Raw genomic sequence first — 26,414 nt, forward strand, 5'->3', positions numbered from 1 at the left:
TGCGAGGATGGGACGTCCGCGCACCGGGGCCGGGAGCGAACGCCCTCGCCGACGGGGGTCCCCCGCCCGGGCGGAGCCGGGTCCCGGGGAAGGTGCGCCGGGCGTGTCGGACGGCTGTGAGGCGAAAGGACCGGAGCGTACGTGAGCGAGAATCAGAACCTCCTCGCGGAGCAGCGGCGCGCCCTGATCCTCGACGAGGTCCGCCGCCGGGGCGGTGTCCGGGTCAACGAACTGACCCGCAAGCTCGGCGTGTCGGACATGACGGTGCGCCGCGATCTCGACGCCCTCGCCCGGCAGGGCGTGCTGGAGAAGGTGCACGGCGGCGCGGTGCCGGTGGTCGAGGCGAGCACGCACGAGCCGGGCTTCGAGGCCAAGTCGGGTCTGGAGCCGACCGCCAAGGAGGACATCGCGCGGGCCGCGGCCCGGCTGGTCGCGCCGGGCGCGGCGATCGCGCTGTCGGGCGGGACGACGACGTACGCGCTGGCGCACCGGCTGCTCGACGTGCCGGACCTGACGGTCGTGACCAACTCGGTGCGGGTCGCCGACGTCTTCCACGCGGCGCAGCGCAGCTCGGGTCCCCGGCAGGGCGCGGCCACGGTGGTGCTGACCGGCGGGGTGCGCACCCCGTCCGACTCGCTGGTGGGGCCGGTGGCCGACCAGGCGATCGCGGCGCTCCACTTCGACCTGCTGTTCCTCGGGGTGCACGGGATATCGGTCGAGGCGGGCCTGTCGACGCCGAACCTCGCGGAGGCGGAGACCAACCGGCGCCTGGTGCAGTCGGCCCGGCGGGTCGTGGTGGTCGCCGACCACACCAAGTGGGGCGTGGTGGGGCTGAGCTCGTTCGCGAAGCTGGAGCAGGTCGACACGCTGGTGACCGACGCCGGTCTGGAGGCCGCGGCGCGCGAGGAGATCGCGGAGCATCTGCGGGTGATCGTGGCGGGCGAGCCGGAGGCCGGGCAGGACTGACCCCGGGGGCCGCGGGCCGGGGACCGGCCGCGCGGCCCGGCGGCTGACGGTCCGTCATCCAGGGTGGCCCGGGGCCGTGGGTCCGTGAGGGGTCCGTCCATGAGTCACCGTCTGCGCCCGGTGGGGCCCGGCTTCGTCCGGGCCGCTCCCGCACGGCTCGTCCTCGCCCGCCCGGTCCCCGCCGTCCCCGGGGCGGCCTTCCGCGCGCTCGCCGACGACGTGCCGGGCCGGGCGGGGCCGGAGCGCGCCTTCCGGGACGCCGTCACACGCCTGGACCGGCGCCTGGGCGGCCGGTGGGCCGGCCGGGCCAGACGCCTGTGCGCAGCAGCGACTCGATCGTCGCCGCGTAGGGACCGATGTCCAGGCCCTGCGCGGCCAGCCACGTGTCCGAGTAGTACTTGTCGAGGTACCGGTCACCGGGGTCGCACAGCAGCGTCACCACGCTCCCTGTGCGCCCCTCGGCCACCATCTCGGAGACGATCTTCAGCGCGCTCCACAGCCCGGTGCCGGTCGAGCCGCCCGCCTTGCGGCCGATGGCCCGCTCCAGGGCCCGCACCGCGGCGACGGCGGCCGCGTCGGGCACCTTCATCATCCGGTCGACGGCGCCGGGCACGAAGCTCGGCTCCATGCGGGGCCGGCCGATGCCCTCGATGCGGGAGCCGCAGTCGCAGGTGACGTGCGGATCGCCGGTGGTCCAGCCCTCGAAGAAGCAGGAGTTCTCCGGGTCGGCGACGCAGACACGGGTGTCGTACTGCTGGTAGCGGACGTAGCGCGCGAGGGTGGCGGAGGTGCCGCCGGTGCCGGCCGTGGCGACGATCCAGGCGGGCTCCGGGAACCGCTCCAGCCTGAGCTGGCGGAAGATGGACTCGGCGATGTTGTTGTTGCCGCGCCAGTCCGTGGCCCGTTCGGCGTAGGTGAACTGGTCCATGTAGTGACCGCCGGTCTCGGCCGCGAGGGCGGCGGCGGCCTCGTACACCCCGCGCGGATCGTCCACGAAGTGACAGCGCGCACCGTGGAACTCGATCAGGCGGATCTTCTCGGCGCTGGTCGTGCGGGGCATCACCGCGACGAAGGGCACACCGATCAGTTTCGCGAAGTACGCCTCGGAGACGGCCGTCGAGCCGCTGGACGCCTCGATCACCGGGCGGTCCGGCCGGATCCAGCCGTTGCACAGCCCGTAGAGGAAGAGCGAGCGGGCGAGCCGGTGCTTGAGGCTGCCGGTCGGGTGGGTCGACTCGTCCTTGAGGTAGAGGTCGACGCCCCACCGCTCCGGGAGCGGGAAGCGCAGCAGATGTGTGTCGGCCGAGCGGTTGGCGTCGGCCTGGACCCTGCGGACGGCCTCTTTCAGCCATGCCCGGTAGGCGGGGTCGGTGCGGTCGACGTCCAGGGTCTCACCGGTGCGGGTCTGCTGGTCGGTGCTCACGACGGGCTCCTCACGCTGCGCTCCGACGGCGCGTCGCGCGGCCGGCACACCGATGATAGACACCTCTCTCACCCTTCTCACCTGCATAAACGCTTCTTTGAGCGCCTCAAAGGCACCCTGCGGGACATGCCTTCGAGCGCCCCGAAGGCGCCCTGGGGCAAGGGGGGTGCACGGCCCCGGGGGCGCGTTCACGCGTGTGCTCCGTTGCGCCGGTCGCGAGCGCGTCGTGCGGACTGGTGCTCCACGCCGGGGGCGGGCAGACTGCGATCCGGGCGGGACGAAGGTCCCCGACGGGGGCGCACACTGGATCACGAGACCACGAGCACGACGCGAAGCGCCGGACCCGGCCCCGGACGACGGGGCGGTCCGGCCCACGACGAGCACAAGGGGGCAGGGCGGCATGGCGGAGCCGGAGTTCACGGCCACGGGGGTACGGATCGACAAGCGGCTGCGCTCGCTCACCCGGGCCGGGCAGGTCCGGATCGACAAGGGCCGGGTGGAGCTGCTCACCAGCTACGGCAGCGAGATCGACAGCGCGCCGGTGCAGGCGGTCCGCGCCTCCCAGCCCTGGTACGCCCCCGAGGGCCGGGCCCTCGCGGACCTCAACGGCAACCGCTACCTGCTCACCCTGGGCGAGCACGACCCCGCTCCGGGCGAGCCGGGCCCGCCCGCGGCGCGCCGGTTCGTCGAGGCCGTGCGCAGGGCAGCCGGGCACAGCGGTTGAGATGTCCGTGAGTTGCGGTACCGAACCCCGTGCGTCACGCTGGTCTCACGTCACTCTGGGTCTACCGGCGATAACGCTGCGAACCAGCCCGCCGGCCACGACAGCGGGTGGAGGCTTGACGCAGACGCCCCGCTGGATCCGTACTCCGTGTTCTTCCGGACCTCACGTCGGGGAGTCGCAGCCGTGATCAGTCACCCAAGCAGGCACTGCACGGTGGAGCTCCAAGCCCTGCCGTCGCGGATCGGCCAGGTCCGCAGAATCGTATCTGCGCAGTTGCGCTACTGGCACCTGGATTCCCTGATCGACCGGGCGACGCTCGGCGTGACGGAGCTGTTGACCAACGTCCACCTGCACGCCCGGCCCGACAAGACGTGCACCGTGGAGATAGAGCTGCTGCTCGACCGGCTCAAGGTCTCGGTGCGCGACCACGACCCGCGGCTGCCGGTGGCCGAGGACCCCGGGGACATCGCTCCGCTGGCGACCCGCGGGCGCGGGCTGGCCATGGTGGCCGCGCTGAGCGAGAGCTGGGGCGTGCTGCCGGACGGCGACTCGGGCAAGGTCGTCTGGTTCACCCTGCCCACCCCCGCGGCCGCGCGGACCGGCCCGGCTCGCCCGCCGCGACGCGCGGCCGGGGAGAAGCCCGCGCACCCGTTCGCCGAGGTCGGGGAACCGGCCGAGCTGCACAGCCCGCACCACGCTCCCGCCCGGTCCGTCGTTGCCGGCTGACCGGGCGGTGACCCTCTCCCGCCCCGTCCGCGACGGTCGTCCGCGGGACGTGCGCCGCCCCGGCGACGGCCCTCGGGCGGGCCGCCGCGCCGTCGCCGTCCGCCCGGGCCGGGTGCGCCGCCGGTGACGCTCGGGGACCGGCTCCGGCAGGGGGCGCGGGCCGTGGCGCGGCCGGCGGCGGTGCGCGCCCCGCGGGGAGCGGGCGGGCGCCCCGGCCCCGCTCCCACCGGAGGTCGATTTCTGTAACTACCAGTATGTACAGTGTGGGTGTGAACACTTCCGAGCGACTGATCGAGTCCACCCGGGAGCTGCTGTGGGAACGCGGCTACGTGGGCACCAGCCCCAAGGCGATCCTGGAGCGCGCGGGCGCCGGGCAGGGCAGCATGTACCACCACTTCACGGGCAAGCCCGATCTGGCGCTGGCCGCGATCCGGCGGACGGCCGAGGAGATGCGGGCCGTCGCCGAGGGGGTGCTCGGCGGCGGCGGGACGCCGTACGAGCGCATCGAGGCGTATCTGCGGCGGGAGCGTGAGGTGCTGCGGGGCTGCCCGATCGGCCGGCTGACGATGGACCCGGACGTGATGGCCAGCGCCGAGCTGCGCGCGCCGGTCGAGGAGACGCTGAACTGGATCCGGCGGCGGATCGCCGGGATCGTCGAGGAGGGCAAGGAACAGGGCCAGTTCGCGTCCTCGCTGGACGGCGAGGAGATCGCGGCGGCCGTCCTCGCCACCGTCCAGGGCGGCTACGTCCTCGCCCGCGCGTCCGGTTCGCCCGCCGCCTTCGACACGGGCGTGCGCGGACTGCTCTCCCTGCTCGCCCCGCCCCGCTCCCCCGCCGCGTAGAGGATCCCCGTGCACGCCATGCAGTACGAACTCACCCTGCCCGCCGACTACGACATGGACGTCATCCGCCGCCGGGTCGCGTCGCGGGGACACCTGCTCGACGCCTGGGACGGGCTCGGCGTCAAGGCGTACCTGGTACGCGAACGCGGCGTGGCCGGCTCGCCGGTCAACCAGTACGCCCCCTTCTACCTGTGGAACTCCGCGGCGGGCCGGAACGCCTTCCTCTGGGGCGGCGGTTTCCAGGGGATCTGCGACGACTTCGGCCGGCCGCCGGTGCGGCAGTGGACGGGGGTGGCGTACGAGGAGGGCGCCGCCGTCGGCGCCGCCGCGCGGGTGGCGGTGCGGCGGCGGCAGCGGGTGCCCGAGGGGGTGCCGCTGTCCGGGGTGATGGCGGACGCGGTGCGCGAGACGGGCCGGCTGGCGGCCGGGAAGGGGGCGGTGCTCGCGGCGGCGGCCGTGGACACCAGCCGCTGGGAGCTGGTCCACTTCTCGCTCTGGGAGGACGCCGCGCCCGGGATCGAGGGGGAGGTCTTCCGGGTGCTGCACCTGTCGGCGCCGGAACGGGACCGGCTGCCCCGGGGACGTCAGTGGTGAGCGCGGTCCGCACGGTGCTGGGCGACGTGCCGCCGGAGCACCTGGGCGTGTGCGACGCGCACGACCATCTGTTCCTCGGCAGTCCGCAGCTGCCCGGGCAGGAGCTGCGGAGCGTGCCGGCGGCGCGGGCCGAACTGGCCGCCTTCCGGGAGCTGGGCGGCGGCACGGTGGTGCAGTGGACGCCGTACGGGCTGGGGCGGCGGGCCGCCGATCTGCCGCCGCTGTCCCGGGAGACCGGCGTGCACGTGGTGGCCGCGACCGGGCTGCACCAGGCCGTCCACTACGACGAGGAGACGCTCGGCGCCCTGCGCGGCCGGCTCGCGGAGGTCTTCGTCACCGAACTGACCGCCGGCATCGGCACGTCGGGGGTCCGCGCGGGGTTCGTCAAGGTCGCGGGCGGCTTCCACGGCCTCGACGCGCACGCCCGGTGGACCATGACGGCGGCGGCCGAGGCCCACCGTGCGACGGGGGCGCCCATCGCCGTCCACCTGGAGCTGGGCACGGGCGCGCCGGACGTGCTGGAGCTGCTGTGCGGGCGGCTGGGGGTGCCGCCGCACCGGGTGGTGCTCGGGCACCTCAACCGCTGCCCCGATCCCGTGGTGCACCGGTGGGTCGCCGAGTCCGGCTGCTACCTGGCGTTCGACGGCCCCTCCCGCGCCCATCACGCCACGGACCAGCGGATGCCGGAGGCGGTGCAGGCCCTCGCCGAGGCGGGTTTCGCCGACCGGCTGCTGCTCGGCGGCGACACCACGACCGCCGCGGCACGCTCGACCGGGGACGGCCCGGGGATGCCGTATCTGCTGCGCCGGCTGCGGCCGCGGCTGGAGGCGGCCCTCGGCACGGAGGTGGTGGCGCGCGTCCTCGTCGAGAACCCGGCGCGTGCCTTCGCCGTCGACTGGTCCCCGCCCGGCGAGGAGCACCGCTGACCTGTCCCTCGTCCGCATCGACGCGCCCGGCGCCGGGCCCGGCCGGCTCGACGCGCCCGGCCGGGCCGTGCACGACGCCCTGGTGGAGACGCCCGGCATCCCGCCCGACGACCCGCTTCCAGGTGCCGGCCGGCCGCGACGGCGCCCACGGCACGCTGCGCCACGGCGACTGCCCCGGGGCGCGCCGCGACGCCGGCGTCGTGCACGTCGCGATCACCATGCGCTCCGGCCGCACGCCCGAGCGGAAGCGGACGCCGTACCGGCGGATCGCCGAGCTCGCCGAGGAGTCCGCCGGACCGGGCCGCGGAACGTGTTCGTCGCCGTGCCGGGGAACGGTCCGGCCGGCTGGTCGCCGGGGCGCGGGGACGCGCGGTGCCCCGCCCCCGGCGGCCCGGGGGTCAGGTGAGGGCTCCCAGGGGGTCGTCCAGGACCGGCTGCCAGGCCAGTTCGGCCGCGCCGACCAGGCTGTTGTGGTCGAGGGTGCAGGCCAGGATGGGGACGCCGCCGCTGCGGCCCCACAGGCTGCGGTCGGCGACGACCGCGCGCAGCCGGTCCGGATCGGTCTCCAGGAGGGTGCGGTGCAGGCCGCCGAGGATGATCCGGTCCGGGTTGAGGATGTTCACCAGGCCGGCGAGGCCGAGGCCGAGGCGGTCGATCAGGGTCTCGGCGGCGGTGCGGACGGCCGGATCGGCGTAGTGGCCGCGGATCAGGTCGTCGGCCTGCTGGAGCAGGGACACCTCGGGGCCCGGCTCGCGGCCCGCGGCCGTGAGGAGGGCGAGCGGGTCGGCCTCCACGTCCAGGCAGCCGCGGCTGCCGCAGTGGCAGGCGCGGCCCTCGGGGTTGACGGTGAGGTGGCCGACCTCCAGGGCGAGGCCCGAACTGCCGGTGTGCAGGCGGCCGTCGAGGACCAGCGCGCCGCCGACGCCCCGGTGGCCGGTGGCCACGCACAGCAGGTCGCGGGCGCCGCGCCCCGCCCCGTGCCGGTGCTCGGCGAGCGCGGCGAGGTTGACGTCGTTGGCCGCGAACGCGGGGCCGTCGATACCGGCGGCCCGCACCTGCTCGGCGAAGATCTCCCGCACGGGCGCGCCCGCCGGCCAGGCCACGTGCAGCGGGTTCAGCGCCAGCCCCTCCGGTTCCGCCACCGCCGACGGCACGGCGAGTCCCGCGCCGACGCAGCGCCGCCCGGTCCGCCGCAGCAGCTCCGCGCCCGCCTCGACGACGGAGCCGAGCACCTTGGCCGGGTCGGCGTCGACGACCTCGCAGCCGGGCGCGGTGGCGACGATCCGGCCGCCGAGGCCGACCAGCGCCGCCCGGAAGCCGTCGGCGTGGATCTGCGCGGCCAGCGCCACGGGCCCGTCCTCGGCGACCGCGAGCCGGTGCGAGGGCCGGCCCTGCGAACCGGCCGCCGCGCCGGGCCGGGCGTCCACCCGGATCAGGCCCAGCGCCTCCAGTTCGGCCGCGACCGCACCGGCCGTGGCGCGGGTCACCCCGAGTTCGGCGGTGAGCACGGCCCGGGTGGGGGCGCGTCCGGTGTGCACGAGCTCCAACGCGGGCCCGAGCGCCCCGCGCCCCCGGTCCAGCCGCGTCCTCGAGGTGGTTCCGTCCCCCGCCGGCCGGGGGTCCGCCTTGCCGCTCATGAGGGCGAGTCTCCCATGATCCGCGGGGGGCGGCGGCCTACGGGCCGCCGACCCGCAGCGTGATGTTCAGCCGCCCCGTCAGCCCCAACTCGGGCGGCGCGGTGCCCGGGTGGACCTTCGGCACGCCGTGGTACGCGAGCCGGGACGGTCCGCCGAAGACGAACAGGTCGCCGCTGCGCAGCTCGACGTCCGTCCAGGGCCGGGCGCGGGTCGCGGTGTTGCCGAAGCGGAAGACGCAGGTGTCGCCCAGGCTCAGCGACACCACCGGCGCGGGGGAGTTCTCGTCGGCGTCGCGGTGCATGCCCATGCGGGCGTCCGCGTCGTAGAAGTTGATCAGCGCGATGTCGTACGCGGCCGCCGCGGCCTGCCCGGGGCCGAGCGCGTCGGCCACCGCGCGGCGGCCGAGGTCGCCCAGCCACGCGGGGAACGGCTTCACCGGGGCGCCGTCGCCGTCGACGGCGGTGGCGGCGTAGCCGTACGGGTACCAGTGCCGGCCCAGGCACACCTGCCGGGCGGTCATCGTGCCGCCGCCGGGGGTGCGGACCGTGCGCAGCCCGGCCGGCGGGCGCGCCCACTCCCGGCAGGCCGCCAGCAGCCCGGACTGGCCGGCGGCGTCCAGCCAGTCCGGCAGGTGCACGGCGCCGGGCGCGACCTGCGTCCGGGTTCGGGGGAACAGCTCGGCGTCCATGGCTCCCATCCTGCCCGGCCCGCGCCGACCTGCGGCTCGGCTAGCCTTGACGCACGATGAGCGACCGTATGACGACACCGTGGGGCGAGCTGGCGCTGGCCCGTTTCCCCGAGGACCCGCGCGAGCGGCTGCGGGCCTGGGACGCCTCCGACACGTACCTTCTGCGGCACCTCGCGGAGCGGGAGATCCCCCTGTCGGGCACGGTCGTGGTCGTCGGGGACCGCTGGGGCGCGCTGGCCACCGCGCTCGCCGCGCACCGGCCGGTGCAGATCACCGACTCCTTCCTGGCCCAGGAGGCGACCCGGGCGAACCTCGCCCGCAACGGCGTCGAGCCCGGCACGGTGCGGTTGCTCACCACGCAGGACCCGCCGCCCGGCCGGATCGACGTCCTGCTGGTGCGGGTGCCGAAGAGCCTGGCGCTGCTGGAGGACCAGCTGCTGCGGCTGGCGCCCGGGGTGCACGCGGGCACGGTCGTGGTCGGCACCGGCATGGTGAAGGAGATCCACACCTCGACGCTGCGGCTGTTCGAGCGGATCCTCGGCCCCACCCGGACGTCGCTCGCCGAGAAGAAGGCCCGCCTCGTCCTGTGCGCCCCGGAGCCGTCCCTGGAGCGGCCCGCCAACCCGTGGCCGTACGCCTATCCGCTCCCCGACGGCATCGGCCCGGTCTCGGGGCGCACGGTCGTCAACCACGCGGGCGTCTTCTGCGCCGACCGGCTGGACATCGGCACCCGGTTCTTCCTGCGGCACCTGCCCGCCGGCCTGGCCGGCCGGCGGGTGGTGGACCTGGGGTGCGGCAACGGAGTCGTGGGGACGGCGGTGGCGCTGGCCGACCCGGGGGCCGAGGTGCTGTTCGTGGACGAGTCGTTCCAGGCGGTGGCCTCGGCGGAGGCGACGTGGAAGGCGAACGCGGCGCCGGGGCACGCCGAGTTCCGGGTCGGGGACGGGCTGGCGGGGGTGCCGGCCGGCAGCGTCGACGTCGTGCTCACCAATCCGCCGTTCCACTCGCATCAGGCGACGACCGACGCGACCGCGTGGCGGATGTTCACCGGCGCGCGGCGCGCCCTGCGGCCGGGCGGCGAGCTGTGGGTGGTCGGCAACCGGCACCTGGGATACCACGTGAAGCTGCGGCGGCTGTTCGGGAACAGCCGGCTGGTCGCCAGCGATCCGAAGTTCGTGGTGCTCAGAGCCGTGAAGGAGTAGCCGGCCCGTCGTCCGCAGGCGGGCGCGAGGCCGCGGGGACCCGTCGGAGGGGTCCTAAGCTGGGGTTGAGGCGCGAGCCGGCAGGGGAGGCCCCGATGGACGGAACACCGACCGGTCGGACGGGGCGCTACCTGCCGATCGCCGAGCACGGCCTGATCGGCGACCTGCGCAGTGTGGCCCTGGTGGGGACCGACGGCACGATCGACTGGTACTGCTGCCCGGCCTTCGACGCGCCCAGTGTCTTCGCCTCGCTCCTGGACGCCGAGCGCGGCGGCCGCTTCGAGCTCGCGGTGGCCGGGCCGGCGCGGACGAAGCAGTTCTACTTCCCCGACACCAACGTCCTGATCACCCGGTTCTTCACCGAGGAGGGGGTCGGCGAGGTGCAGGACTTCATGCCGGTCGGCGGCGGGCCGGTGGAGGCCGAGCGGCACCGGCTGATCCGGCGGGTGCTGTGCGTGCGCGGCTCCCTGCCGTTCCGGGCGCGGGTGGCGCCGCGGTTCGACTACGGCACCCGTCCGCACACGGTCCGCCTGACCGGTGACACGGCGGTGTTCGAGTCCGCCGGACCGGCCCTGGCGCTGACGGCGACCGTGCCGCTGGAGGCCGACGGCCCGGACGCGCGGGCGGACTTCAAGCTCGCCCAGAGCGAGTCGGCGGTGTTCGCGCTGGACCAGGTCGGCGGCGCCGTGGCGCCGCGCCGGTGCGCGCGGGCCGAGGCGGAGGAGCAGTTCGCGGCGACGGTGGCGTACTGGCGGCGCTGGCTGTCCGCCTCGCGCTACCGCGGCCGGTGGCGGGAGCACGTGCACCGTTCCGCCCTCACGCTCAAGCTGCTCACCTACGCGCCCACCGGGGCGATCGTCGCGGCCCCGACGACGAGCCTGCCCGAACGGGCCGGCGGCGAACGCAACTGGGACTACCGGTACGTGTGGGTGCGCGACGCGGCGTTCTGCGTGTACGCGCTGCTGCGGCTGGGCTTCACCGGTGAGGCCGCGGCGTTCATGGACTTCGTGACCCGGCACATCAGTCCGGGCGACGGCAGATCGTCGGGGCCGCTGCAGATCATGTACGGCATCGACGGCCGCACCGACCTCGCCGAGCGGGAACTGGGCCATCTGGAGGGGTACCGGGGAGCGGCGCCGGTCCGCGTCGGCAACGCCGCCGCCGACCAGCTCCAGCTGGACGTCTACGGCGCGCTGATCGACTCGATCTACCTCTACGACAAGTGGGCCGAGCCCATCTCCAGCGGCCAGTGGGACGACGTGTGCGCGCTGGTGGACTGGGTCTGCGAGCACTGGGACCAGCCCGACGAGGGCATCTGGGAGACCCGCGGCGGCCGCCGGGACTTCCTGTACTCGCGGCTGATGTGCTGGGTGGCGATCGAGCGGGCGATCCGGCTGGCCAACCGGCGTGGCCTGCCCGCGGACCTGCCGCGGTGGCAGGAGTGCCGCGACACCGTCTACCGGCGGATCATGCGGCGCGGCTGGTCCGAGGCGCGGCAGGCGTTCGTCCAGTACGAGGGCGGCGACGTGCTGGACGCGGCGGTGCTGATGATGCCGCTGGCGAAGTTCATCGCGCCGACCGACCCCAAGTGGCTGTCCACCCTCGACGCCCTCGGCCAGGACCTGGTGTCCGACTCGCTGGTGTACCGGTACGACCCCCGGACCAGCCCGGACGGGGTGCGCGGCGACGAGGGCACGTTCTCCCTGTGCTCGTTCTGGTACGTGGAGGCCCTGACCCGGGCCGGCCGGCTCGACGAGGCGCGCCTCGCCTTCGAGAAGATGCTGACGTACGCCAACCACCTCGGCCTGTACGCCGAGGAGATCAGCCACACCGGTGAGCAGCAGGGCAACTTCCCGCAGGCCTTCACGCATCTGGCGCTGATCAGCGCCGCGTTCAACCTGGACCGGGCGCTCGGCTGACGCCCGGTGCCCGGGGCCGCCGCGCAGGCGGCTTCCCGCGGTGACGTCGAGGGCCGGTCCCCCCGGTGCCGCGCGGGCCGCCCGGAGCGCGTCCCCGGCGTCGCGCGGGCGGGCCCCGGCCGCCTCACCGGGCAGGTCCCGCGAAACGCCGTCCGCGCCGCCCGCGTGACGCCGGCCGGGCACCGGCTCGTGGCAGGGTGTGCGGGAACGCTGTGGAGGAGGAGCACCGTGACCGAACCGACCGACGCCGACGGCGACACCACCGGCCCGCTCCCGGCCGAGGCGTCCCCCCCGGCCGGGCCCCGGCGCGCCCTGTCCGCCGTACTGCGCGATCTGCGGGCCGTGGACGGCGCCCTGTACGCGGCCGTGGCCGCCACCCCCACCCCCACGCTGGACCGCGCCCTGCGGCGTCTGTCGCACGCGGCCGACCACTCCAAGATCTCGCTGTCCATCGCCGCCGCCCTCGCCCTGGGCGGCCCCCGGCCCCGCAGGGCCGCGCTCTGCGGGGTCGGCGCCGTCGCCGTCGCCTCGGCCTCCGCCAACCTGCTCGGCAAGCGCCTGGTGCGCCGGGCCCGGCCCGACCGGGAGGCGGCCCGGGTGACCGTGGACCGGCACGTGCCCATGCCCACGTCGGCGTCGTTCCCCTCCGGCCACACGGCGTCGGCGGTCGCGTTCGCCACCGCCGTCGGGGTGGTCCTGCCCGCCGCGGCGGTGCCGCTCGGGGCACTGGCGGGCGCCGTCGGGTACTCCCGCGTCCACACCGGCGTGCACTATCCGGGCGACGTGGTCGCCGGCGTCGTGCTGGGCATCGCGAGCGCCGCCACCGCGCTGACGGCGGTGGCGGCGACCGAGGTGCCGGGCGGACGAGCCGTCGGCCGAAGGCGCTGACGGTCCGGCGGCGGATCCGCGCCGTGCCGGCGCGGGCGGCCCCTCAAGCCCCCCGTCGTCCGTCGTGGTGGGGCGGCGTGGTCCCCGGCAGGGCGTACTCGTCACGGCGCCCGCACATCCCGAAACCGCCGAGCCGGGTGGGCACCGCCGCGTACGCGCTCGCCTCGCCGAGGTACGCCGGATCGCCCTGCGCCAGTGCGTCGAGCTGGGCGCCGGTGCGCTCGGCGGCGGCCAGCGCGCCGGCCCGCCACAGCTCGCGCCAGGCCGGCACCCGGTCGCGGACGAGCCGGGCGGCGGCGCGCTGGAACTCCCGGCAGGGGCCGTCGTCGCCCGCCGTCAGGGCCGCGCGCAGGGCGAGGTAGCCCTCGACGGCGAGGTCCCGGCGGCGCCGGGCGGCGGCCTCCGTCCCCGGTCCCGTGCCCGGCGGCAGGGTGGCGGCCGCCGCGTAGCGCTCCGGGTCGGCGAGCACGTCGGGCGGGAAGGTGAAGACGGCGTCCCCGGCCTCGGGCAGCCCGCTGTTCTGCATCAGCACGGTGACGCGCAGGCCGCCGCCCTGCACCATGCGGTGCACGGTGCCCGGCGTGAACCAGGCGACCGAGCCCGGCCGGAGCGGGATGTCCCGGTAGCCGTCGGGGCTCAGCGTCTGCACCGCGCCCCGGCCGCCGGTGACGACGTACGCCTCGGCGCACACCAGGTGCAGGTGCGGGCTGCCGCCGCACACGCCGTCGGCGGCGGCCCAGTCGTAGGCGCTCAGGTGGGACAGGCCGACGGCGCCCGGCAGCGGGTGCGGCGGCGCGGGCCGGGCGGCGCTCACCACGGCAGCCCCTCCAGGTGGGCGGCCACCCGGAAGGGGTCCCAGGCGCCGTCGGCGACGACGATCCGGTAGCGGTAGGCGAAGGACTCGCCGGGCGGCAGCGCGAACTCCTCGAAGAACGCCCAGGAGAACGCGACCGTCGGGAACGGCTCGGACCGCACGAACCAGTGCGACGGGTGGATCGCGCCGTCCGCGTCGAGGTTCTCGGGCGCGTGCGCGAAGACGAGCGTGGAGTGCCCGTCGGTCCCGTCGTGCTCGGCGGTGAACGCCAGCCACGGCCCCTGGCTTCCCATCAGGTCCTCCGCGCCGGCGCCGTCCGGGGCGAACACCTTCCCGCCGGTGAAGTCCCGCGGGCCGCGCCACTGCAGCCCGGTGTAGCCGGCCATCTCCCGCCCCGCGGTGGTCGGGGAGCCGAACACCAGCGGCTCGTCGCGGATGTTGGTCAGGCGGATCGACCAGTCCAGCGCCCAGGCGCCGGCCCGCTCGTCGACCGAGTGGAGCACGATCCCGCGTTCCTCGCGCGCCCACTCCCGGCCGCCGTTCTCCACCCAGGTGAGGTCCTCGGCGAGGGTGAGCCGGTCGTCCTCCGCCTCGAACACGGGGAAGCCGTCGTGCCGCATCGAGCCGACCCGCTCGGGCAGGGCCAGGTAACCCCGGCCGTGCACGTAGGAGTTGCCGCCCCAGAAGTTCTGCCCGGACAGATGGCTGGCCGTCATCTGCAGGCCCTTGTGCCAGCGGTGGTCGTTCGGGCGGTAGCCGGTCACCGTGTGTCCGGCGAGGGTGCGCACCGGGTGGGCGTAGGGCTTGCGCGACTCGAACGGCTCGGGGTCGGGGCGGTAGACGTAGCGCAGGATCTCGGTCCCGCCCGCCGCCACCGCGATGTGCTCGCCGTGGACGTGGCTGATCCGCAGGGTGCTCATGCGCGCTCCTCGGGGGCCCAGCCGGGGTGCCCGCCGTGCATCGCCGGGTAGAAGGGGTCGCCGGGCCCGATCTCGCCCGCGTGGACGGGGCGCCCGGTGAACGCCGCCTTGTAGAGGGCGGCGGCGAACTCCAGGGTGGCGCGGGCGTCCGGCCCGCTGCCCGGCGGCCTGCGGCCGTCGTCGTACGCGTCCAGCAGGGCGCCGAGCTGGGCCGTGTGCGAGCTGGGCACGTCGGCGGCGGGGGCGCGCCAGGCCGCGACGCGCTCGGGGGCCACGTGCGGCGCCGGGGTGTACCTCCAGTCGTCGTTGCGGTGGCCGTACAGGTGGGTGAGCTCGACCGTGGCGTCGGCGCAGTCGATCCGGACGCGGCTCACCTCGTCCGGGGACAGCACGCTGTTGACGACGGTGGCGAGGGCGCCGTTCGCGAACCGCACGAGGGCGGTGGAGACGTCCTCGCTCTCGGTGTCGTGCACCAGGCGCGCCGCCATGGCCCGCACCTCCGTCCACTCCCCCAGCAGGTGGAGCAGCAGGTCGTACTGGTGGATCCCGTGCCCCATCGTCGGGCCGCCGCCCTCGGTGGACCACCGCCCGCGCCACGGCACCGCGTAGTACGCGGCGTCCCGGTGCCAGGTGGTCTGGCAGTGCGCGACCAGCGGGGCGCCCAGCTCACCGCGCGCGATCAGCTCGCGGGCGTGCACGGCGCCGGAGCCGTAGCGGTGCTGGAACACCACGGACGCGTACGCCCCGGACGCCTCCTCGGCCGCCGCGATCTCGTCGTACTCGGCGAGCGACAGGCACAGCGGCTTCTCGCACAGCACCCAGGCGCCCGCCTTCAGCGCCGCGACGGTCTGCTCCCGGTGCAGCGCCGGCGGCGTGCCGATGAGCACCAGGTCGGGCCGTACGGCGTCCAGCATCGCGCTCATCGACGTGTACCCGGCGACCTCGCCGCCCGCCAGCTCGCGGAAGGCGTCGAGCCGCCCCGGGTCCACGTCGACGGCGGCCACCAGCTCCACCCGGCCGGAGTGGGCTCTGAGCGCGGACAGGTGGCTGCCGCTGACGATGGCGCCGGTGCCGACGACGGCGACGCGGCGGGCGGGGAGCGGGGACATGCGGTCCTCCTCGGACGTCCGGCGGACATCAAGTGTAGAAAGCGCTTGCATCCGGAGGTGACCCTAGGTGCCCGGCGATGGCCGGAACAACCCCCCGGCGGCGATTCCGGGACGCCGGGGCCCTCGGGGCCGGCCGGCGATCCGGCCCGGCACCCGCGCGGCACCCGCCCGGGCCGGGCGTGCGGCACGCCGGGGATCCGCGCCCCGGCCCGCGGCCGCCGTCCGGAAATCACCGGCGGCCCGGTGCAACCCTTCGGCCGGCCCGGATGTCTCACCCGACAACAGACGCACAACGGAACCACACGCTCTTCGGGGGACATCGTGATACGAACCAGAACGACCTGGGCAGCTCTCGTCCTGGCGGGCGCCGCGCTGGGAGCGGCCGCCCTCCCGGCCCACGCCGCCCCCGCCACGACGGCCGTCTGCCCCACCGGCTGGGGCAGCCTCCCAGAGACGGACAGCTCCGCCACGGCCGAGCCGGTCACCCAGGTCAGGACCGGCCGGCACGCCTGCTACGACCGGCTCGTCATCGACGTCCCCGGCGCGGCCCGCGACGACCTGGGCTACTCCGTCCAGTACGTCGACCGCGTCCAGCAGGACGGATCGGGCCGGCCGGTCCCCGTCGACGGCGGAGCCGTCCTCGAGGTGCGGGTGGCGGCGCCCGCCTACGACCCCGGCACCGGCACGCCGACGTACCCCGCGCAGGTGGGCCACCCCCTGCCGGGCGTCGACCTCACCGGACACCGCACGTTCCAGGACGCCCGGTTCGCCGGCAGCTTCGAGGGCGAGACCAAGTTCGGGCTCGGCGTCCGGGCCCGGCTGCCGTTCCGCGTGACGCCGCTGGACGGGCGTGTCGTGGTGGACGTGGCCCACACCTGGACCGCCTCCGGCTGACCCCGGGCGGTTCAGGAACCGCTGCCGGCCCGCGCCCCGTCGCCGGCCCGGCGTCCCGCGCCGGGTTCGCGGAACCGGTAGCGGCGCTCGGGCCGGCCCGTCGTGCCGTAGCGCAGGGACACCTCGGCGCTGCCGACGGCGTGGAAGTGCTCCAGGTAGCGGCGGGCGCTGACCCGGGAGACGCCGGTCAGGGCCGCGCACTCGGCGGCGGACAGGGTGCCGTCCGCGGCGCGCAGCGCGCGCTCGACCAGCTCGGCGGTCTCCACGCTCATGCCCTTGGGCAGCGCGTCGGGGACCGCCGGGCCGGCCGCCTCGGCCAGGACCCGGTCGACGTCGGCCTGGCTGCGCACGACGGCGGCGAGCAGCCGGCCCCGCCGCACGGCGTAGCGCTCCAGCCGGGCCCGCAGATCCGCGAACTCGAACGGCTTGAGGAGGTAGTCGACGACCCCGCGGCGGACGGCGCCGCGGACCGTGTCGGCCTCCCGCGCGGCGCTGACGACCATGACGTCGCAGTCGTGCCCGGCGGTGCGCAGCCGGGGGATGACGTCCAGGCCGAAGGCGTCCGGCAGGTACAGGTCGAGCAGGACCAGGTCCGGGTGGAGGGCGTCGGCGGCGCGGGCCGCCTCCTCGCCGGTCTGGGCGACGCCGACGACCCGGAACGGCTCGACGCGGTCGACGAAGGCGCGGTGGACCCGGGCCACCATGAAGTCGTCGTCGACCACGAGCACGTCGATCGCGCCGGCACCGTACGTGTCGCCGCCCGGCGTGTCGCCGCGGGACGTGTCGCTCATCGTGGCGCTCCTTCCGCCACCTCGCCGGCGAGGTGGCTGACGGTCGTGCGTGCGGCGGCCGCGGCCCGTCGGGGCGCCGGCCGCCGGGATCTTCCCCACCGCGACGTTCGCAGACCGGCCGGGCGAGCGCCAGACCGCCGCCGGACCCGCCCGTCCGCGCCCGGCGGAAAGGGGGGACGGACGCCCGCGCGGCGACCACAACGACCACAACGTCCGTTGGTTCCACAAGCGAGACACCTCGCCGGCGCGCGGGCACCATGTGGCCCGCGTCACCCTCCCCGCAGGACCCTCGTACCCCTCGACCCCCGGACCGACAGGTGGTGGCACTCGTGCGCCTGCGTACCCCCCTCGCCCTGCTCGGGGCCGCCGTGCTCGTGTTCGCGGGGCCGCCGCTGCTGACGGCGGGCGAGGACGCCGACACCGGCACGCGGATCCCCGGCCTGCGCTTCATGGTCCCCAACACGCCCGGCGGCGGCTACGACGTGACGGCCCGTACGGCCGCCAGGAACGCCGAGGACGCCGGGCTGACCCACTCGATCGAGGTGTTCAACCTGCCCGGCGCCGGCGGGACCGTGGGGCTGAGCCGGCTGGTGAGCGAGCACGGCAACGGGAAGCTGGCGATGTCGATGGGCCTCGGCGTCGTGGGCGCCGTCCGTTCCAACGACGCGCCGAAGACCCTCGCCGACACCACCCCGATCGCCCGGCTCACCGAGGAGCAGAACGTCGTGGTGGTCGCCGCGGACTCCCCGTACCGGACGATCGACGAGCTGGTCGGCGCCTGGCGCGAGGACCCCGGCGGGCTCCCGGTGGGCGGCGGGTCCTCGCCCGGCGGGCCCGACCACCTCGCGTCGATGCTGACGGCGCGGGCCGCCGGGATCGCCCCGAAGCGGGTCAACTACGTCCCGTTCGACGGCGGCGGCGAACTGCTCGCCTCGGTCCTCGGCAGCAAGGTCGCCTTCGGCGTCTCCGGCGTCGGCGAGTGCCTCGACCAGATCAGGGCGGGTGAACTGCGCCTGCTCGCGGTCACCGGCCCGCGGCGCGTCCGCGGTCTCGACGCGCCCACCCTCCGGGAGGCGGGCTACGACGTGGACTTCACCAACTGGCGCGGCGTGGTCGCCCCGCCCGGCCTGTCCGACGCCGAGCGGAGCAAGCTGGTCCGCCTGTTCGAGGAGCTGCACCGCTCGCCGGAGTGGCAGGGGTCGATGCGGCGGAACGGCTGGGACGACGCCTTCCTCACCGGTGAGGAGTTCGGGGCCTTCCTGGACGCCCAGGACGAGCGCGTGGTGTCGGTGCTGAAGGAGCTGGGACTGTGACGACGCGAACCGGCCGCCCGCCGGCCGGCCGCCGCTCCTGGCTGCGCGACAACTCCGAACTGGGCGTGTGCGTCCTGCTGCTGGCGCTCGGCGTGCTGGTGCTGACCGACGCGCTCGCCATGGACGTCGACGTCGCCCGGCGCGGCCCGGTCGGGCCGCGGACCGTCCCGGTGGCCGTCGGCGCCGGGCTGCTCGTCGTCGCCGCCCTGCTCGCCGTCGACGTGCTGCGCGGCGGCCGGGGCCGGGCGGAGACCGGCGAGGACGTCGACCTGTCGGAGCCCGCCGACCGGCGCACGGTGCTGCTGCTGACCGGGGTGTTCCTCGGCGCGGCGGTCCTCATCGAGCCGCTCGGTTTCCCGGCCGCGGGCGCGCTGCTGTTCTGGGGCGCCGCCTTCGCGCTCGGCAGCCGCCGGACCGACCGGGACCCCCTCGTCGCGGCCGTCCTCTCCCTGGTCACCTACGCGGTCTTCGACAAGCTGCTCGGGGTTCCGCTGCCCGGCGGCCCGCTGATGGGAGTGCTGTGACATGGACGCCCTCACCTCCCTGCTGGACGGCTTCGGCACCGCCCTCACCCCGCTCAACCTGCTGTGGGCGGCGATCGGCGTGCTGCTCGGCACGGCCATCGGCGTGCTGCCCGGCATCGGCCCGGCGATGGCGGTCGCGCTGCTGCTGCCGGTGACGTACGGGCTCGACCCGGTCGGCGCGTTCATCATGTTCGCGGGCATCTACTACGGCGCGATGTTCGGCGGCTCCACCACCTCGATCCTGCTCAACACGCCCGGTGAGAGCGCCGCCGTGGTCGCCGCCCTGGAGGGCAACCCGATGGCGCGGTCGGGGCGGGGCGCGCAGGCGCTCGCGGCCGCCGCGATCGGCCACTTCGCGGGCGGCACGATCGGCACCGTCCTGCTGGTCGCGCTCGCCCCGACGGTCGCCGGCCTGGCGGTGGACATCGGCGCGCCGGACTACTTCGCCCTGATGGTGCTGGCGTTCGTCGCGGTGACGTCGGTGCTGGGCGCGTCCCGGGTCAGGGGACTGGCATCTCTGCTGATCGGGCTGACGCTGGGCCTGGTGGGCCTGGACGGGATGACGGGGCAGCAGCGGCTGACGTTCGGCTCGCTGCACCTGGCCGACGGCATCGACGTGGTGATCGTCGCGGTGGGCCTGTTCGCCGTCGGCGAGGCCCTGTGGGTGGCGGCGCACCTGCGGCGCGGCCCGGGCGAGCCGATCCCGGTGGGCCGTCCCTGGCTGAGCCGCGGCGATGTGCGCCGGACCTGGAAGGCGTGGCTGCGCGGCCCGTTCATCGGCTTCCCGTTCGGCGCGATCCCGGCGGGCGGCGCGGAGATCCCCACCTTCCTGTCGTACGTCGCGGAGAAACGGCTGTCGAAGCGTCCCGACGAGTGGGGCAGGGGCGCGATCGAGGGCGTCGCGGGACCGGAGTCGGCGGCGTCGGCCTCCGCGGCGGGCACGCTGGTGTCCATGCTGACCCTCGGCCTGCCCACCACGGCGGTCACGGCGGTGATGCTGGCCGCGTTCCAGCAGTACGGCATCCAGCCCGGCCCGCTGCTGTTCGAGCGGGAGGCCGACCTGGTGTGGGGCCTGATCGCCTCGCTCTTCGTCGGCATGGTGCTGCTGCTCGCGCTCAACCTGCCGCTGGCGCCGGTGTGGGCGCGGCTGCTGCGCATCCCGCGGCCGTACCTGTACGCGGGGATCCTGTTCTTCGCGGCGGTCGGCGCGTACGCGGTCGGCGGCGAGGTGACCGACCTGGTGATCCTGCTGGTGATCGGCCTGATCGGGTTCGGCATGCGGCGCTACGGCCTGCCGGTGCTGCCCGCCGTCCTGGGCGTCGTCCTCGGGCCGGGCGCCGAGCAGCAGCTGCGGCGCGCCCTGCAGATCAGCGACGGCAGCGTCACCGGGCTGGTCGACACGCCGTTCGCGGTGACGGTGTACGGGACGATCGTCGTCCTGCTGGCCTGGCCGGCGCTGCGGCGGGCCGTGACGCGCGGGCGGTCCGGGGCCTGACCCGCTCGCCCGGCGCGGGGGCGCGGCCCGGTGCGGGCCGCGCCCCGGGTGGTCACAGGGTGCGCTCCAGCCGGTCCGTGACCAGCTTGACGAAGCGGGCGGGTTCCTTCGGCTGCCCGCCCTCGGCGAGCACCGCGAGGCCGTGCAGCAGCTCGGCGGCCTCGACCAGGTCCGACCGGTCCTCGCGCTCCTTGTACGCCTCGTTCAGCCCCTTCACCAGCAGGTGGCCGGGGTTGAGTTCGAGGATCCGCTTGGCCTTCGGCACCTCCTGGCCCATCGCCCGGTACATGTTCTCCAGCGCCGGGGTGAGGTCGTGCGCGTCGGAGACGACACAGGCCGGGGAGACGGTCAGGCGCGACGACAGACGCACCTCCTTGACGTCCTCCGCCAGCTGCTCCTTCATCCAGCCGAGCAGACCGGCGTACTCCTCGTTCTGCTTCTCCCGCTCGCCGCCGTCCTTCTCGTCGCCCTCGGCGTCGAGGTCGATCTCGCCCTTGGCGACGGACCGCAGCCGCTTGCCCTCGTACTCGCCGACGGTGTCGGCCCAGACCTCGTCGACGGGGTCGGTGAGCAGCAGCACCTCGATGCCCTTGGCCCGGAACGCCTCCATGTGCGGGGAGTTCTCGATGCTCTGCCGGCTGTCGCCGGTGATGTAGTAGATGTCCTCCTGGCCGTCCTTCATCCGCTCCACGTACTGCTGGAGCGTGGTCGGCTCGTCCTCGGAGCGGGTGGTCGCGAACGACGCGACGGCGAGCAGGGCGTCGCGGTTCTCGGAGTCGGTGACCAGTCCCTCCTTCAGGACGGCGCCGAACTCCCGCCAGAACGTGGCGTAGCGCTCCGGGTCCTTGGCCATCATGTCCTTGACGGTGGACAGGACCTTCTTCGTCAGGCGGCGCCGCATCGCCTGGATGTGCCGGTCCTGCTGGAGGATCTCCCGGGACACGTTGAGGGAGAGGTCCGCCGCGTCGACGACGCCCTTGACGAAGCGCAGGTACGGCGGCAGCAGCTCCTCGCAGTCGTCCATGATGAAGACGCGCTTGACGTACAGCTGCACGCCGCGCTTGAAGCCCTGCGTGAACAGGTCGTGCGGGGCGTGCGACGGGAGGAACAGCAGCGCCTGGTACTCGAAGGTGCCCTCGGCCTGGAGCCGGATGGTCTCCAGCGGGTCGCGCCAGTCGTGGCTGATGTGCTTGTACAGCTCGTGGTACTCGTCGTCGGACACCTCGTCGCGCGAGCGCGCCCACAGCGCCTTCTGCGAGTTCAGCGTCTCCGGCTCGGGCGTCTCGTCCCCGTCGGCGTTCCCGTCGGTCTTCTCCGGGACCAGCCTGACCGGCCAGGTGATGAAGTCCGAGTACCGCTTGACGATCTCCCTGATCTTCCAGGTGGAGGTGTAGTCGTGGAGCTGGTTGTCGGGGTCGGCCGGCTTCAGGTGCAGGGTGACCGAGGTGCCCTGCGGCGCCTCGTCGACCGTCTCCAGCGTGTACGTGCCCTCGCCGCGGGACGACCAGCGGGTGCCCCGGCTCTCGCCGGCGCGCCGGGTCAGCAGGGTCACCTCGTCCGCCACCATGAAGGCGGAGTAGAAGCCGACGCCGAACTGGCCGATGAGGCCCTCGGCCCCGGCGCCGTCCTTGTCGTCCCCGGCCTCCTTCAGTTCCTGGAGGAACTTGGCCGTGCCCGAGTTGGCGATCGTGCCGATGAGCCGGCCGACCTCGTCGTACGACATCCCGATGCCGTTGTCCCGCACGGTGAGGGTGCGGGCGTCCTTGTCGACCTCGATCTCGACATGCAGGTCGGACACGTCGGCGTCGAGGCTGTCGTCGCGCAGCTTCTCCAGGCGCAGCTTGTCCAGCGCGTCGGAGGCGTTGGAGACGAGTTCGCGCAGGAAGACATCCTTGTTCGAGTAGACCGAGTGGATCATCAGCTGGAGCAGCTGACGGGCCTCGACTTGGAACTCAAACGTTTCGGTCGCCATGGTTCGCGATTACCTCACAGGTCACTGGGTCTCCGGAACAGGTGGTTGTCACTGTAGGACACCCGGTCAGGGGGAAATGCCGGTCTTCGGCGCTCTCCCCGGACTCCGGCGGCTCCCGGAGGACTCCCACGGCTCCTGCGGCCCTGCGAACTGCGCGGTTCCGCGATCCCCTCGACTCCGCGACCCCTGCGGCTCCCCCGCCTCCCGCGGCCCCTGCGGCTCCGCGATCCCCGCGACTCCTGCGACCCTGCGCCGCCGCGGCGGAACGAACGGGCGGCACATCCCGCGCCCCGCGCCCCGCGCCCCGCGCCCCGATCCTGTCGGACGCCGCCCCGGCCGGGGAGGGCGGACGGGCGCGTCAGACCAGGTGGGCGAAGACCACCAGGTTCTCGGTGTAGTCCTTGGCCGCGCGGTCGTAGTCCCCCGCGCAGGTGATGAGCCGGACCTGCGCCTGGGGGGTGTCGGCGTACACCCGCTCGTCGGGGAAGCGGTCCTTGTCGAACGACTCCACGTCGTCCACCACGAAGGACGCCCGGCGCCCGTCCGCCCGCTCCACGTGGAACCGGTCGCCTTTCCTGAGCTTGTGCAGGTCGACGAAGACGGCGGCCGACGTGGCCGTGTCCACGTGCCCGGCGATGATCGACGTGCCCGCCTCGCCGGGGGAGGCTCCCCCGGCGTACCAGCCGACGAGGTTGACGTCGTCGGCCGGAGGGGCTTCGAGCTCGCCCGAGCGGCCGATGCCCAGGCGGATGAAGGGCGCGTCGACCGAGATCTTGGGGATGAGCAGCCGGGTCGGTCTGGACCGGGGCAGCTGCTTCCCCGCCGGGCGCGCGGTGGGCGAGCCCGGCGCGGCGGGCGAGGCCGCCGCGACGGGCGGCGGAGCGTGCGGCGCCCGGCCGGAGTCGGGCGACCTGTCCTCGCCACCGAGCAGGCCCATCGCCAGCACCAGGGCGGCCGCGCCCCAGAGCAGCGTCGTGCCGGTGCGGGATTTCTGCTGCGGCGGCGCCGGATCGCCGTCGGCGGAGGAAGGAGGAGCGGAGGGAAGGGCTGCCATCGGTCACCATCTCACTCGGGCACGACAGGGGGCACGACACGCGGGGGACGGGCCGGGCCCGCCGCGACGCGACGCGCGCGTGCGGCGGACCCGGTCGTCAGGGCGTCGGGCGTCGATGTCACGCGGCGTTCTGAGCCGCCTTCTTGCGCCTCAGCGCGTACAGGCCGGTGCCGGCCACCGCCAGGGCGGCCAGCCCGCTGGTGGTGACGTTCTGCTGGGAGAGCGCGCCGCCACCGGCGTGCACCCCGCCGCGCGGCTTGTCGTGGTCGGAGTGCCCGGAGCTCTTCTCGTGCCCCTTCTCGTAGTCCTTCTCGTGGTTGTCGTTCCAGGAGTCCTGGCCGTTCTCGTCCTTCTTGTCCTTGTAGCCCTCCTCGTCGTGCTTCTCGTACTTGTCGGTGTCCCAGTCGTCGCTGTTCACCGCCGCCAGAGCTCCGCCGCCCGTGTGGATCCCGCCGCGGGGCTTGTCGTACTTGTCGTCCTTGTCGTCCTTCTTGCTGTAGGAAGTGTCTTCGTGCTTCTCGCTGGAGGAGCCGTCCTCGTGCTTCTCGCTGGAGGAGCCGTCTTCCTTCTTCTCGTCGGAGGACGTGTCCTCGTACTTCTTGTCGGAGGAGGTGTCCTCGTACTTCTTGTCGGACGACGTGTCCTCGTACTTCTTGTCGGACGAGGTGTCCTCGTACTTCTTGTCGGAGGACGTGTCCTCGTACTTCTCGCCGGACGACGTGTCCTCGTGCTTCTCGCCGGAGGAGGTGTCCTCGTGCTTCTGGCTGTAGGAGGTGTCCTCGCGGTCCTGGTCACCCGCCACCTGGGCATAGGCGGCGGATCCGGTGATCACCAGGGCGGCCGTGGCCGTCGCGGTGGCGAGCAGCATGCGGGCAGAACGCATCTGAGAGTTCCTTCCGTGGCGCACGGGCAGCTGAAGCCACATCAGCTGGTGTGACCCGAGGCCTTGGCTTGATCCACCGTCAGTCATTCCGGGCTCGCCCACCATTCGAGGCGCGCAGTCGGGTTACACCCGCGGTCCGGCGGGGGCGCCGGGGCCCGTGCCGGATTCCGCGTCCGCGCACCCGCCCGGCCCGCCCCGGACACCGGCACACGGGTGAAGACGCCCCTCTTCCCGACCCGCACGCCCGCACACGGGGAAGACTTCCTTGCCCTGCGCCGCCCCGCCCCGTCGGACGGAGGCGTCGCGCCCGCGTCTCCGGCCGGCCCGTTCCGGGGCGCCGGGCGGGTGGCGCCCGGGGGAACGCGGGGGGCCGCCGCGGAGAACAGGAACAGGACGGCACCCGAACGGCCGATCACAGGTGAGCGGACCCCTGCACGAAGGGGCGATCGATCATGTGGTTAGCATATGAGCGCTGCCTAGCTCGAAAGATAAGCCTGTGACTGTCAACGAGGACTCGTTCACCCACTGGAAGTACCGCGAGGAGATCGCGGAGTCGATGATCCCGATCATCGGGAAGCTGCACCGGGAGCGGGACGTCACCGTCCTCCTCCACAGCCGTTCCCTGGTGAACAAGTCGGTGATCAGCATCCTCAAGGCCCACCGGTTCGCCCGGCAGATCGCCGGCGAGGAGCTCTCGGTCACCGAGACCCTGCCGTTCCTGCAGGCGCTCACCACGCTCGATCTCGGCCCCTCGCAGATCGACATCGGCATGCTCGCCGCGATGTACAGGACCGACGGCCGCGGCCTGTCGGTGGCGGAGTTCACCGCCGAGGCCGTCGCGGGTGCCACGGGCGCCAACAAGATCGAGCGCCGTGCGCCGCGGGACGTCGTGCTCTACGGATTCGGCCGCATCGGCCGTCTGCTCGCCCGCCTGCTGATCGAGAAGTCCGGCTCCGGCAACGGGCTCAGGCTGCGGGCCGTCGTCGTCCGCGACAGCGGCGGCCGGGTCGCCGAGGACCTCGTCAAACGCGCCTCGCTGCTGCGCCGCGACTCCATCCACGGCCAGTTCCAGGGCACCATCACCGTCGACGAGGCGAACGGCACGATCGTCGCCAACGGCAACGAGATCAAGGTGATCTACTCCGACGACCCGGCGTCGGTGGACTACACGGCGTACGGCATCAAGGACGCCATCCTCATCGACAACACCGGCAAGTGGCGCGACCGCGAGGGCCTGTCGAAGCACCTGCGCCCCGGCATCGCCAAGGTCGTCCTGACCGCGCCGGGCAAGGGCGACGTCCCGAACATCGTGCACGGCGTCAACCACGAGACGATCAAGCCGGACGAGCGGATCCTGTCCTGCGCCTCCTGCACCACCAACGCGATCGTCCCGCCGCTGAAGGCGATGGCGGACGAGTACGGCGTGCTGCGCGGCCACGTGGAGACCGTCCACTCGTTCACCAACGACCAGAACCTGCTGGACAACTACCACAAGGCCGACCGCCGCGGCCGCTCCGCGCCGCTCAACATGGTCATCACCGAGACCGGCGCCGCCTCGGCCGTCGCCAAGGCGCTGCCCGACCTCAAGGCGAAGATCACCGGCAGCTCGATCCGCGTACCGGTGCCGGACGTCTCGATCGCGATCCTCAACCTGCAGCTCGCGCGCGAGACCACCCGCGAGGAGGTCCTCGACCACCTGCGCAACGTGTCGCTGACCTCGCCGCTCAAGCGCCAGATCGACTTCATCAGCGCCCCCGACGCGGTCTCCAGCGACTTCATCGGCTCGCGCCACGCCTCGATCGTCGACGCCGGCGCCACCAAGGTCGAGGGCGACAACGCGATCCTCTACCTGTGGTACGACAACGAGTTCGGCTACTCCTGCCAGGTCATCCGCGTCGTCCAGTACGTGTCCGGGGTGGAGTACCCCACGTACCCGGCCCCGGCGGTCTGACCGGGCGCTCCGGCCCGGGCACGGGTTCCGCCGTGCTCCCGCCGTCGGCGGCGGGAGCACGGCAGCCGGGCCGGGTGCGCCCGGCGGACGGTCCGTCCCCTCTCTTGCCCCGCCCCGGCACCTCTCCTAGCCTGATTTTGTGCCGCCGATAAACAAAGC

The 26,414-nt window shown here is 74.4% G+C and carries 24 protein-coding genes; 14 read left to right on the forward strand and 10 right to left on the reverse strand.

The window, feature by feature from the left end; genetic code table 11:
* Window positions 1–141: 141 nt before the first annotated feature.
* Complete coding sequence (locus ABD363_RS08555) at window positions 142–966, forward strand: DeoR/GlpR family DNA-binding transcription regulator (RefSeq protein WP_344601291.1); 825 nt, start codon at window positions 142–144, stop codon at window positions 964–966.
* Window positions 967–1,228: 262 nt separating this feature from the next.
* Here ABD363_RS08555 and cds1 read toward each other — a convergent pair whose 3' ends face one another.
* Complete coding sequence (gene cds1, locus ABD363_RS08560; RefSeq protein ID WP_344601292.1) at window positions 1,229–2,389, reverse strand: L-cysteine desulfhydrase Cds1; 1,161 nt, start codon at window positions 2,387–2,389, stop codon at window positions 1,229–1,231.
* A 400-nt stretch (window positions 2,390–2,789) separates the two neighbouring features.
* On the opposite strand from cds1, the gene ABD363_RS08565 reads away from it, so the two are divergent.
* The 5 genes from ABD363_RS08565 to ABD363_RS08585 all read left to right on the forward strand — a co-directional run bounded on the left by ABD363_RS08565 (window position 2,790) and on the right by ABD363_RS08585 (window position 6,201).
* Window positions 2,790–3,113, forward strand: a complete 324-nt coding sequence (locus tag ABD363_RS08565; RefSeq protein WP_344601294.1) for a hypothetical protein — start codon at window positions 2,790–2,792, stop codon at window positions 3,111–3,113.
* Window positions 3,114–3,296: 183 nt separating this feature from the next.
* The gene (locus tag ABD363_RS08570) at window positions 3,297–3,839 is read left to right on the forward strand and encodes an ATP-binding protein (RefSeq protein ID WP_344601296.1); all 543 of its coding nucleotides are present in this window, start codon (window positions 3,297–3,299) and stop codon (window positions 3,837–3,839) included.
* A gap of 254 nt (window positions 3,840–4,093) precedes the next feature.
* Window positions 4,094–4,681 (forward strand): TetR/AcrR family transcriptional regulator, encoded by a 588-nt coding sequence (locus ABD363_RS08575; RefSeq protein WP_344601298.1) that lies wholly within the window; start codon window positions 4,094–4,096, stop codon window positions 4,679–4,681.
* Window positions 4,682–4,690: 9 nt separating this feature from the next.
* Window positions 4,691–5,275: a DUF4865 family protein gene (locus ABD363_RS08580; protein WP_344601300.1), complete on the forward strand. Its 585-nt coding sequence runs from the start codon at window positions 4,691–4,693 to the stop codon at window positions 5,273–5,275.
* Window positions 5,272–6,201: a phosphotriesterase family protein gene (locus ABD363_RS08585; RefSeq protein ID WP_344601302.1), complete on the forward strand. Its 930-nt coding sequence runs from the start codon at window positions 5,272–5,274 to the stop codon at window positions 6,199–6,201. Before ABD363_RS08580 ends, ABD363_RS08585 begins: the two co-directional genes overlap by 4 nt.
* A 398-nt stretch (window positions 6,202–6,599) precedes the next feature.
* On the opposite strand, the gene ABD363_RS08595 is transcribed toward ABD363_RS08585, so the two are convergent.
* Both ABD363_RS08595 and ABD363_RS08600 read right to left on the reverse strand, forming a co-directional pair.
* A complete protein-coding gene (locus tag ABD363_RS08595; RefSeq protein WP_344601304.1) occupies window positions 6,600–7,838 on the reverse strand; it encodes an ROK family protein in 1,239 nt (412 codons plus the stop codon).
* A 37-nt stretch (window positions 7,839–7,875) separates the two neighbouring features.
* A complete protein-coding gene (locus ABD363_RS08600) occupies window positions 7,876–8,526 on the reverse strand; it encodes an alpha-ketoglutarate-dependent dioxygenase AlkB family protein (RefSeq protein WP_344601306.1) in 651 nt (216 codons plus the stop codon).
* A gap of 68 nt (window positions 8,527–8,594) precedes the next feature.
* On the opposite strand from ABD363_RS08600, the gene ABD363_RS08605 reads away from it, so the two are divergent.
* From ABD363_RS08605 to ABD363_RS08615, 3 genes are all read left to right on the forward strand, one after another.
* Window positions 8,595–9,728, forward strand: a complete 1,134-nt coding sequence (locus tag ABD363_RS08605; protein ID WP_344601308.1) for a methyltransferase — start codon at window positions 8,595–8,597, stop codon at window positions 9,726–9,728.
* A gap of 95 nt (window positions 9,729–9,823) precedes the next feature.
* Complete coding sequence (locus tag ABD363_RS08610; RefSeq protein ID WP_344601310.1) at window positions 9,824–11,647, forward strand: glycoside hydrolase family 15 protein; 1,824 nt, start codon at window positions 9,824–9,826, stop codon at window positions 11,645–11,647.
* 228 nt (window positions 11,648–11,875) lie between these two features.
* Window positions 11,876–12,535, forward strand: a complete 660-nt coding sequence (locus ABD363_RS08615; protein WP_344601312.1) for a phosphatase PAP2 family protein — start codon at window positions 11,876–11,878, stop codon at window positions 12,533–12,535.
* 43 nt (window positions 12,536–12,578) lie between these two features.
* Here the strand turns inward: ABD363_RS08615 and ABD363_RS08620 are convergent, their stop codons facing one another.
* From ABD363_RS08620 to ABD363_RS08630, 3 genes are read right to left on the reverse strand one after another with little or no spacing between them, the layout of a single operon-like run.
* A complete protein-coding gene (locus ABD363_RS08620) occupies window positions 12,579–13,352 on the reverse strand; it encodes a cupin domain-containing protein (RefSeq protein ID WP_344601314.1) in 774 nt (257 codons plus the stop codon).
* Complete coding sequence (locus tag ABD363_RS08625; protein ID WP_344601315.1) at window positions 13,346–14,269, reverse strand: DUF6807 domain-containing protein; 924 nt, start codon at window positions 14,267–14,269, stop codon at window positions 13,346–13,348. Before ABD363_RS08625 ends, ABD363_RS08620 begins: the two co-directional genes overlap by 7 nt.
* Window positions 14,266–15,378: a Gfo/Idh/MocA family protein gene (locus ABD363_RS08630; RefSeq protein WP_344601316.1), complete on the reverse strand. Its 1,113-nt coding sequence runs from the start codon at window positions 15,376–15,378 to the stop codon at window positions 14,266–14,268. Before ABD363_RS08630 ends, ABD363_RS08625 begins: the two co-directional genes overlap by 4 nt.
* 321 nt (window positions 15,379–15,699) lie before the next feature.
* On the opposite strand from ABD363_RS08630, the gene ABD363_RS08635 reads away from it, so the two are divergent.
* Window positions 15,700–16,272, forward strand: coding sequence for an AMIN-like domain-containing (lipo)protein (locus tag ABD363_RS08635; protein WP_344601318.1), 573 nt, complete (start codon window positions 15,700–15,702; stop codon window positions 16,270–16,272).
* A gap of 11 nt (window positions 16,273–16,283) precedes the next feature.
* Here the strand turns inward: ABD363_RS08635 and ABD363_RS08640 are convergent, their stop codons facing one another.
* Entirely contained in the window at window positions 16,284–17,063 is a 780-nt protein-coding gene (locus ABD363_RS08640; protein WP_344601320.1) for a response regulator, read from the reverse strand.
* 329 nt (window positions 17,064–17,392) lie between these two features.
* Here ABD363_RS08640 and ABD363_RS08645 point away from each other — a divergent pair, with 329 nt between their 5' ends.
* Genes ABD363_RS08645 through ABD363_RS08655 form a run of 3 tightly spaced genes read left to right on the forward strand, consistent with a single transcriptional unit; the run spans window position 17,393 to window position 20,395 of the window.
* Window positions 17,393–18,376, forward strand: coding sequence for a Bug family tripartite tricarboxylate transporter substrate binding protein (locus tag ABD363_RS08645; RefSeq protein WP_344601322.1), 984 nt, complete (start codon window positions 17,393–17,395; stop codon window positions 18,374–18,376).
* A complete protein-coding gene (locus ABD363_RS08650) occupies window positions 18,373–18,900 on the forward strand; it encodes a tripartite tricarboxylate transporter TctB family protein (protein WP_344601324.1) in 528 nt (175 codons plus the stop codon). The genes ABD363_RS08645 and ABD363_RS08650 overlap by 4 nt, the downstream gene beginning before the upstream one ends.
* A 1-nt stretch (window position 18,901) precedes the next feature.
* Complete coding sequence (locus ABD363_RS08655) at window positions 18,902–20,395, forward strand: tripartite tricarboxylate transporter permease (protein ID WP_344601325.1); 1,494 nt, start codon at window positions 18,902–18,904, stop codon at window positions 20,393–20,395.
* A 52-nt stretch (window positions 20,396–20,447) separates the two neighbouring features.
* On the opposite strand, the gene htpG is transcribed toward ABD363_RS08655, so the two are convergent.
* The 3 genes from htpG to ABD363_RS08670 form a co-directional block, all read right to left on the reverse strand.
* Window positions 20,448–22,367: a molecular chaperone HtpG gene (gene htpG / locus ABD363_RS08660; protein WP_344601326.1), complete on the reverse strand. Its 1,920-nt coding sequence runs from the start codon at window positions 22,365–22,367 to the stop codon at window positions 20,448–20,450.
* 358 nt (window positions 22,368–22,725) lie between these two features.
* Complete coding sequence (locus ABD363_RS08665) at window positions 22,726–23,421, reverse strand: class F sortase (RefSeq protein ID WP_425577955.1); 696 nt, start codon at window positions 23,419–23,421, stop codon at window positions 22,726–22,728.
* 118 nt (window positions 23,422–23,539) lie between these two features.
* On the reverse strand, window positions 23,540–24,304 hold the full coding sequence (locus ABD363_RS08670; RefSeq protein ID WP_344601327.1) for a hypothetical protein: 765 nt from the start codon (window positions 24,302–24,304) through the stop codon (window positions 23,540–23,542).
* A 496-nt stretch (window positions 24,305–24,800) separates the two neighbouring features.
* On the opposite strand from ABD363_RS08670, the gene ABD363_RS08675 reads away from it, so the two are divergent.
* Complete coding sequence (locus ABD363_RS08675; protein WP_344601329.1) at window positions 24,801–26,255, forward strand: glyceraldehyde-3-phosphate dehydrogenase; 1,455 nt, start codon at window positions 24,801–24,803, stop codon at window positions 26,253–26,255.
* The last annotated feature ends 159 nt before the right edge of the window (window positions 26,256–26,414 follow it).

Origin of the sequence: Streptomyces glaucus (assembly GCF_039533365.1) — a bacterium.
GTDB classification, from domain to species: Bacteria; Actinomycetota; Actinomycetes; order Streptomycetales; family Streptomycetaceae; genus Streptomyces; species Streptomyces glaucus.

What these genes read in the sequence shown, in the direction of transcription:
- ABD363_RS08670 (WP_344601327.1), bottom strand. Translation starts at nt 24,304, where the DNA reads ATGCGTTCTGCCCGCATGCTGCTCGCCACCGCGACGGCCACGGCCGCC.
- ABD363_RS08600 (WP_344601306.1), bottom strand. Translation starts at nt 8,526, where the DNA reads ATGGACGCCGAGCTGTTCCCCCGAACCCGGACGCAGGTCGCGCCCGGC.
- ABD363_RS08665 (WP_425577955.1), bottom strand. Translation starts at nt 23,421, where the DNA reads ATGGCAGCCCTTCCCTCCGCTCCTCCTTCCTCCGCCGACGGCGATCCG.
- ABD363_RS08630 (WP_344601316.1), bottom strand. Translation starts at nt 15,378, where the DNA reads ATGTCCCCGCTCCCCGCCCGCCGCGTCGCCGTCGTCGGCACCGGCGCC.
- ABD363_RS08655 (WP_344601325.1), top strand. Translation starts at nt 18,902, where the DNA reads ATGGACGCCCTCACCTCCCTGCTGGACGGCTTCGGCACCGCCCTCACC.
- ABD363_RS08610 (WP_344601310.1), top strand. Translation starts at nt 9,824, where the DNA reads ATGGACGGAACACCGACCGGTCGGACGGGGCGCTACCTGCCGATCGCC.
- ABD363_RS08640 (WP_344601320.1), bottom strand. Translation starts at nt 17,063, where the DNA reads ATGAGCGACACGTCCCGCGGCGACACGCCGGGCGGCGACACGTACGGT.
- ABD363_RS08605 (WP_344601308.1), top strand. Translation starts at nt 8,595, where the DNA reads ATGACGACACCGTGGGGCGAGCTGGCGCTGGCCCGTTTCCCCGAGGAC.
- ABD363_RS08625 (WP_344601315.1), bottom strand. Translation starts at nt 14,269, where the DNA reads ATGAGCACCCTGCGGATCAGCCACGTCCACGGCGAGCACATCGCGGTG.
- htpG (WP_344601326.1), bottom strand. Translation starts at nt 22,367, where the DNA reads ATGGCGACCGAAACGTTTGAGTTCCAAGTCGAGGCCCGTCAGCTGCTC.
- ABD363_RS08595 (WP_344601304.1), bottom strand. Translation starts at nt 7,838, where the DNA reads ATGAGCGGCAAGGCGGACCCCCGGCCGGCGGGGGACGGAACCACCTCG.
- ABD363_RS08565 (WP_344601294.1), top strand. Translation starts at nt 2,790, where the DNA reads ATGGCGGAGCCGGAGTTCACGGCCACGGGGGTACGGATCGACAAGCGG.
- ABD363_RS08575 (WP_344601298.1), top strand. Translation starts at nt 4,094, where the DNA reads ATGTACAGTGTGGGTGTGAACACTTCCGAGCGACTGATCGAGTCCACC.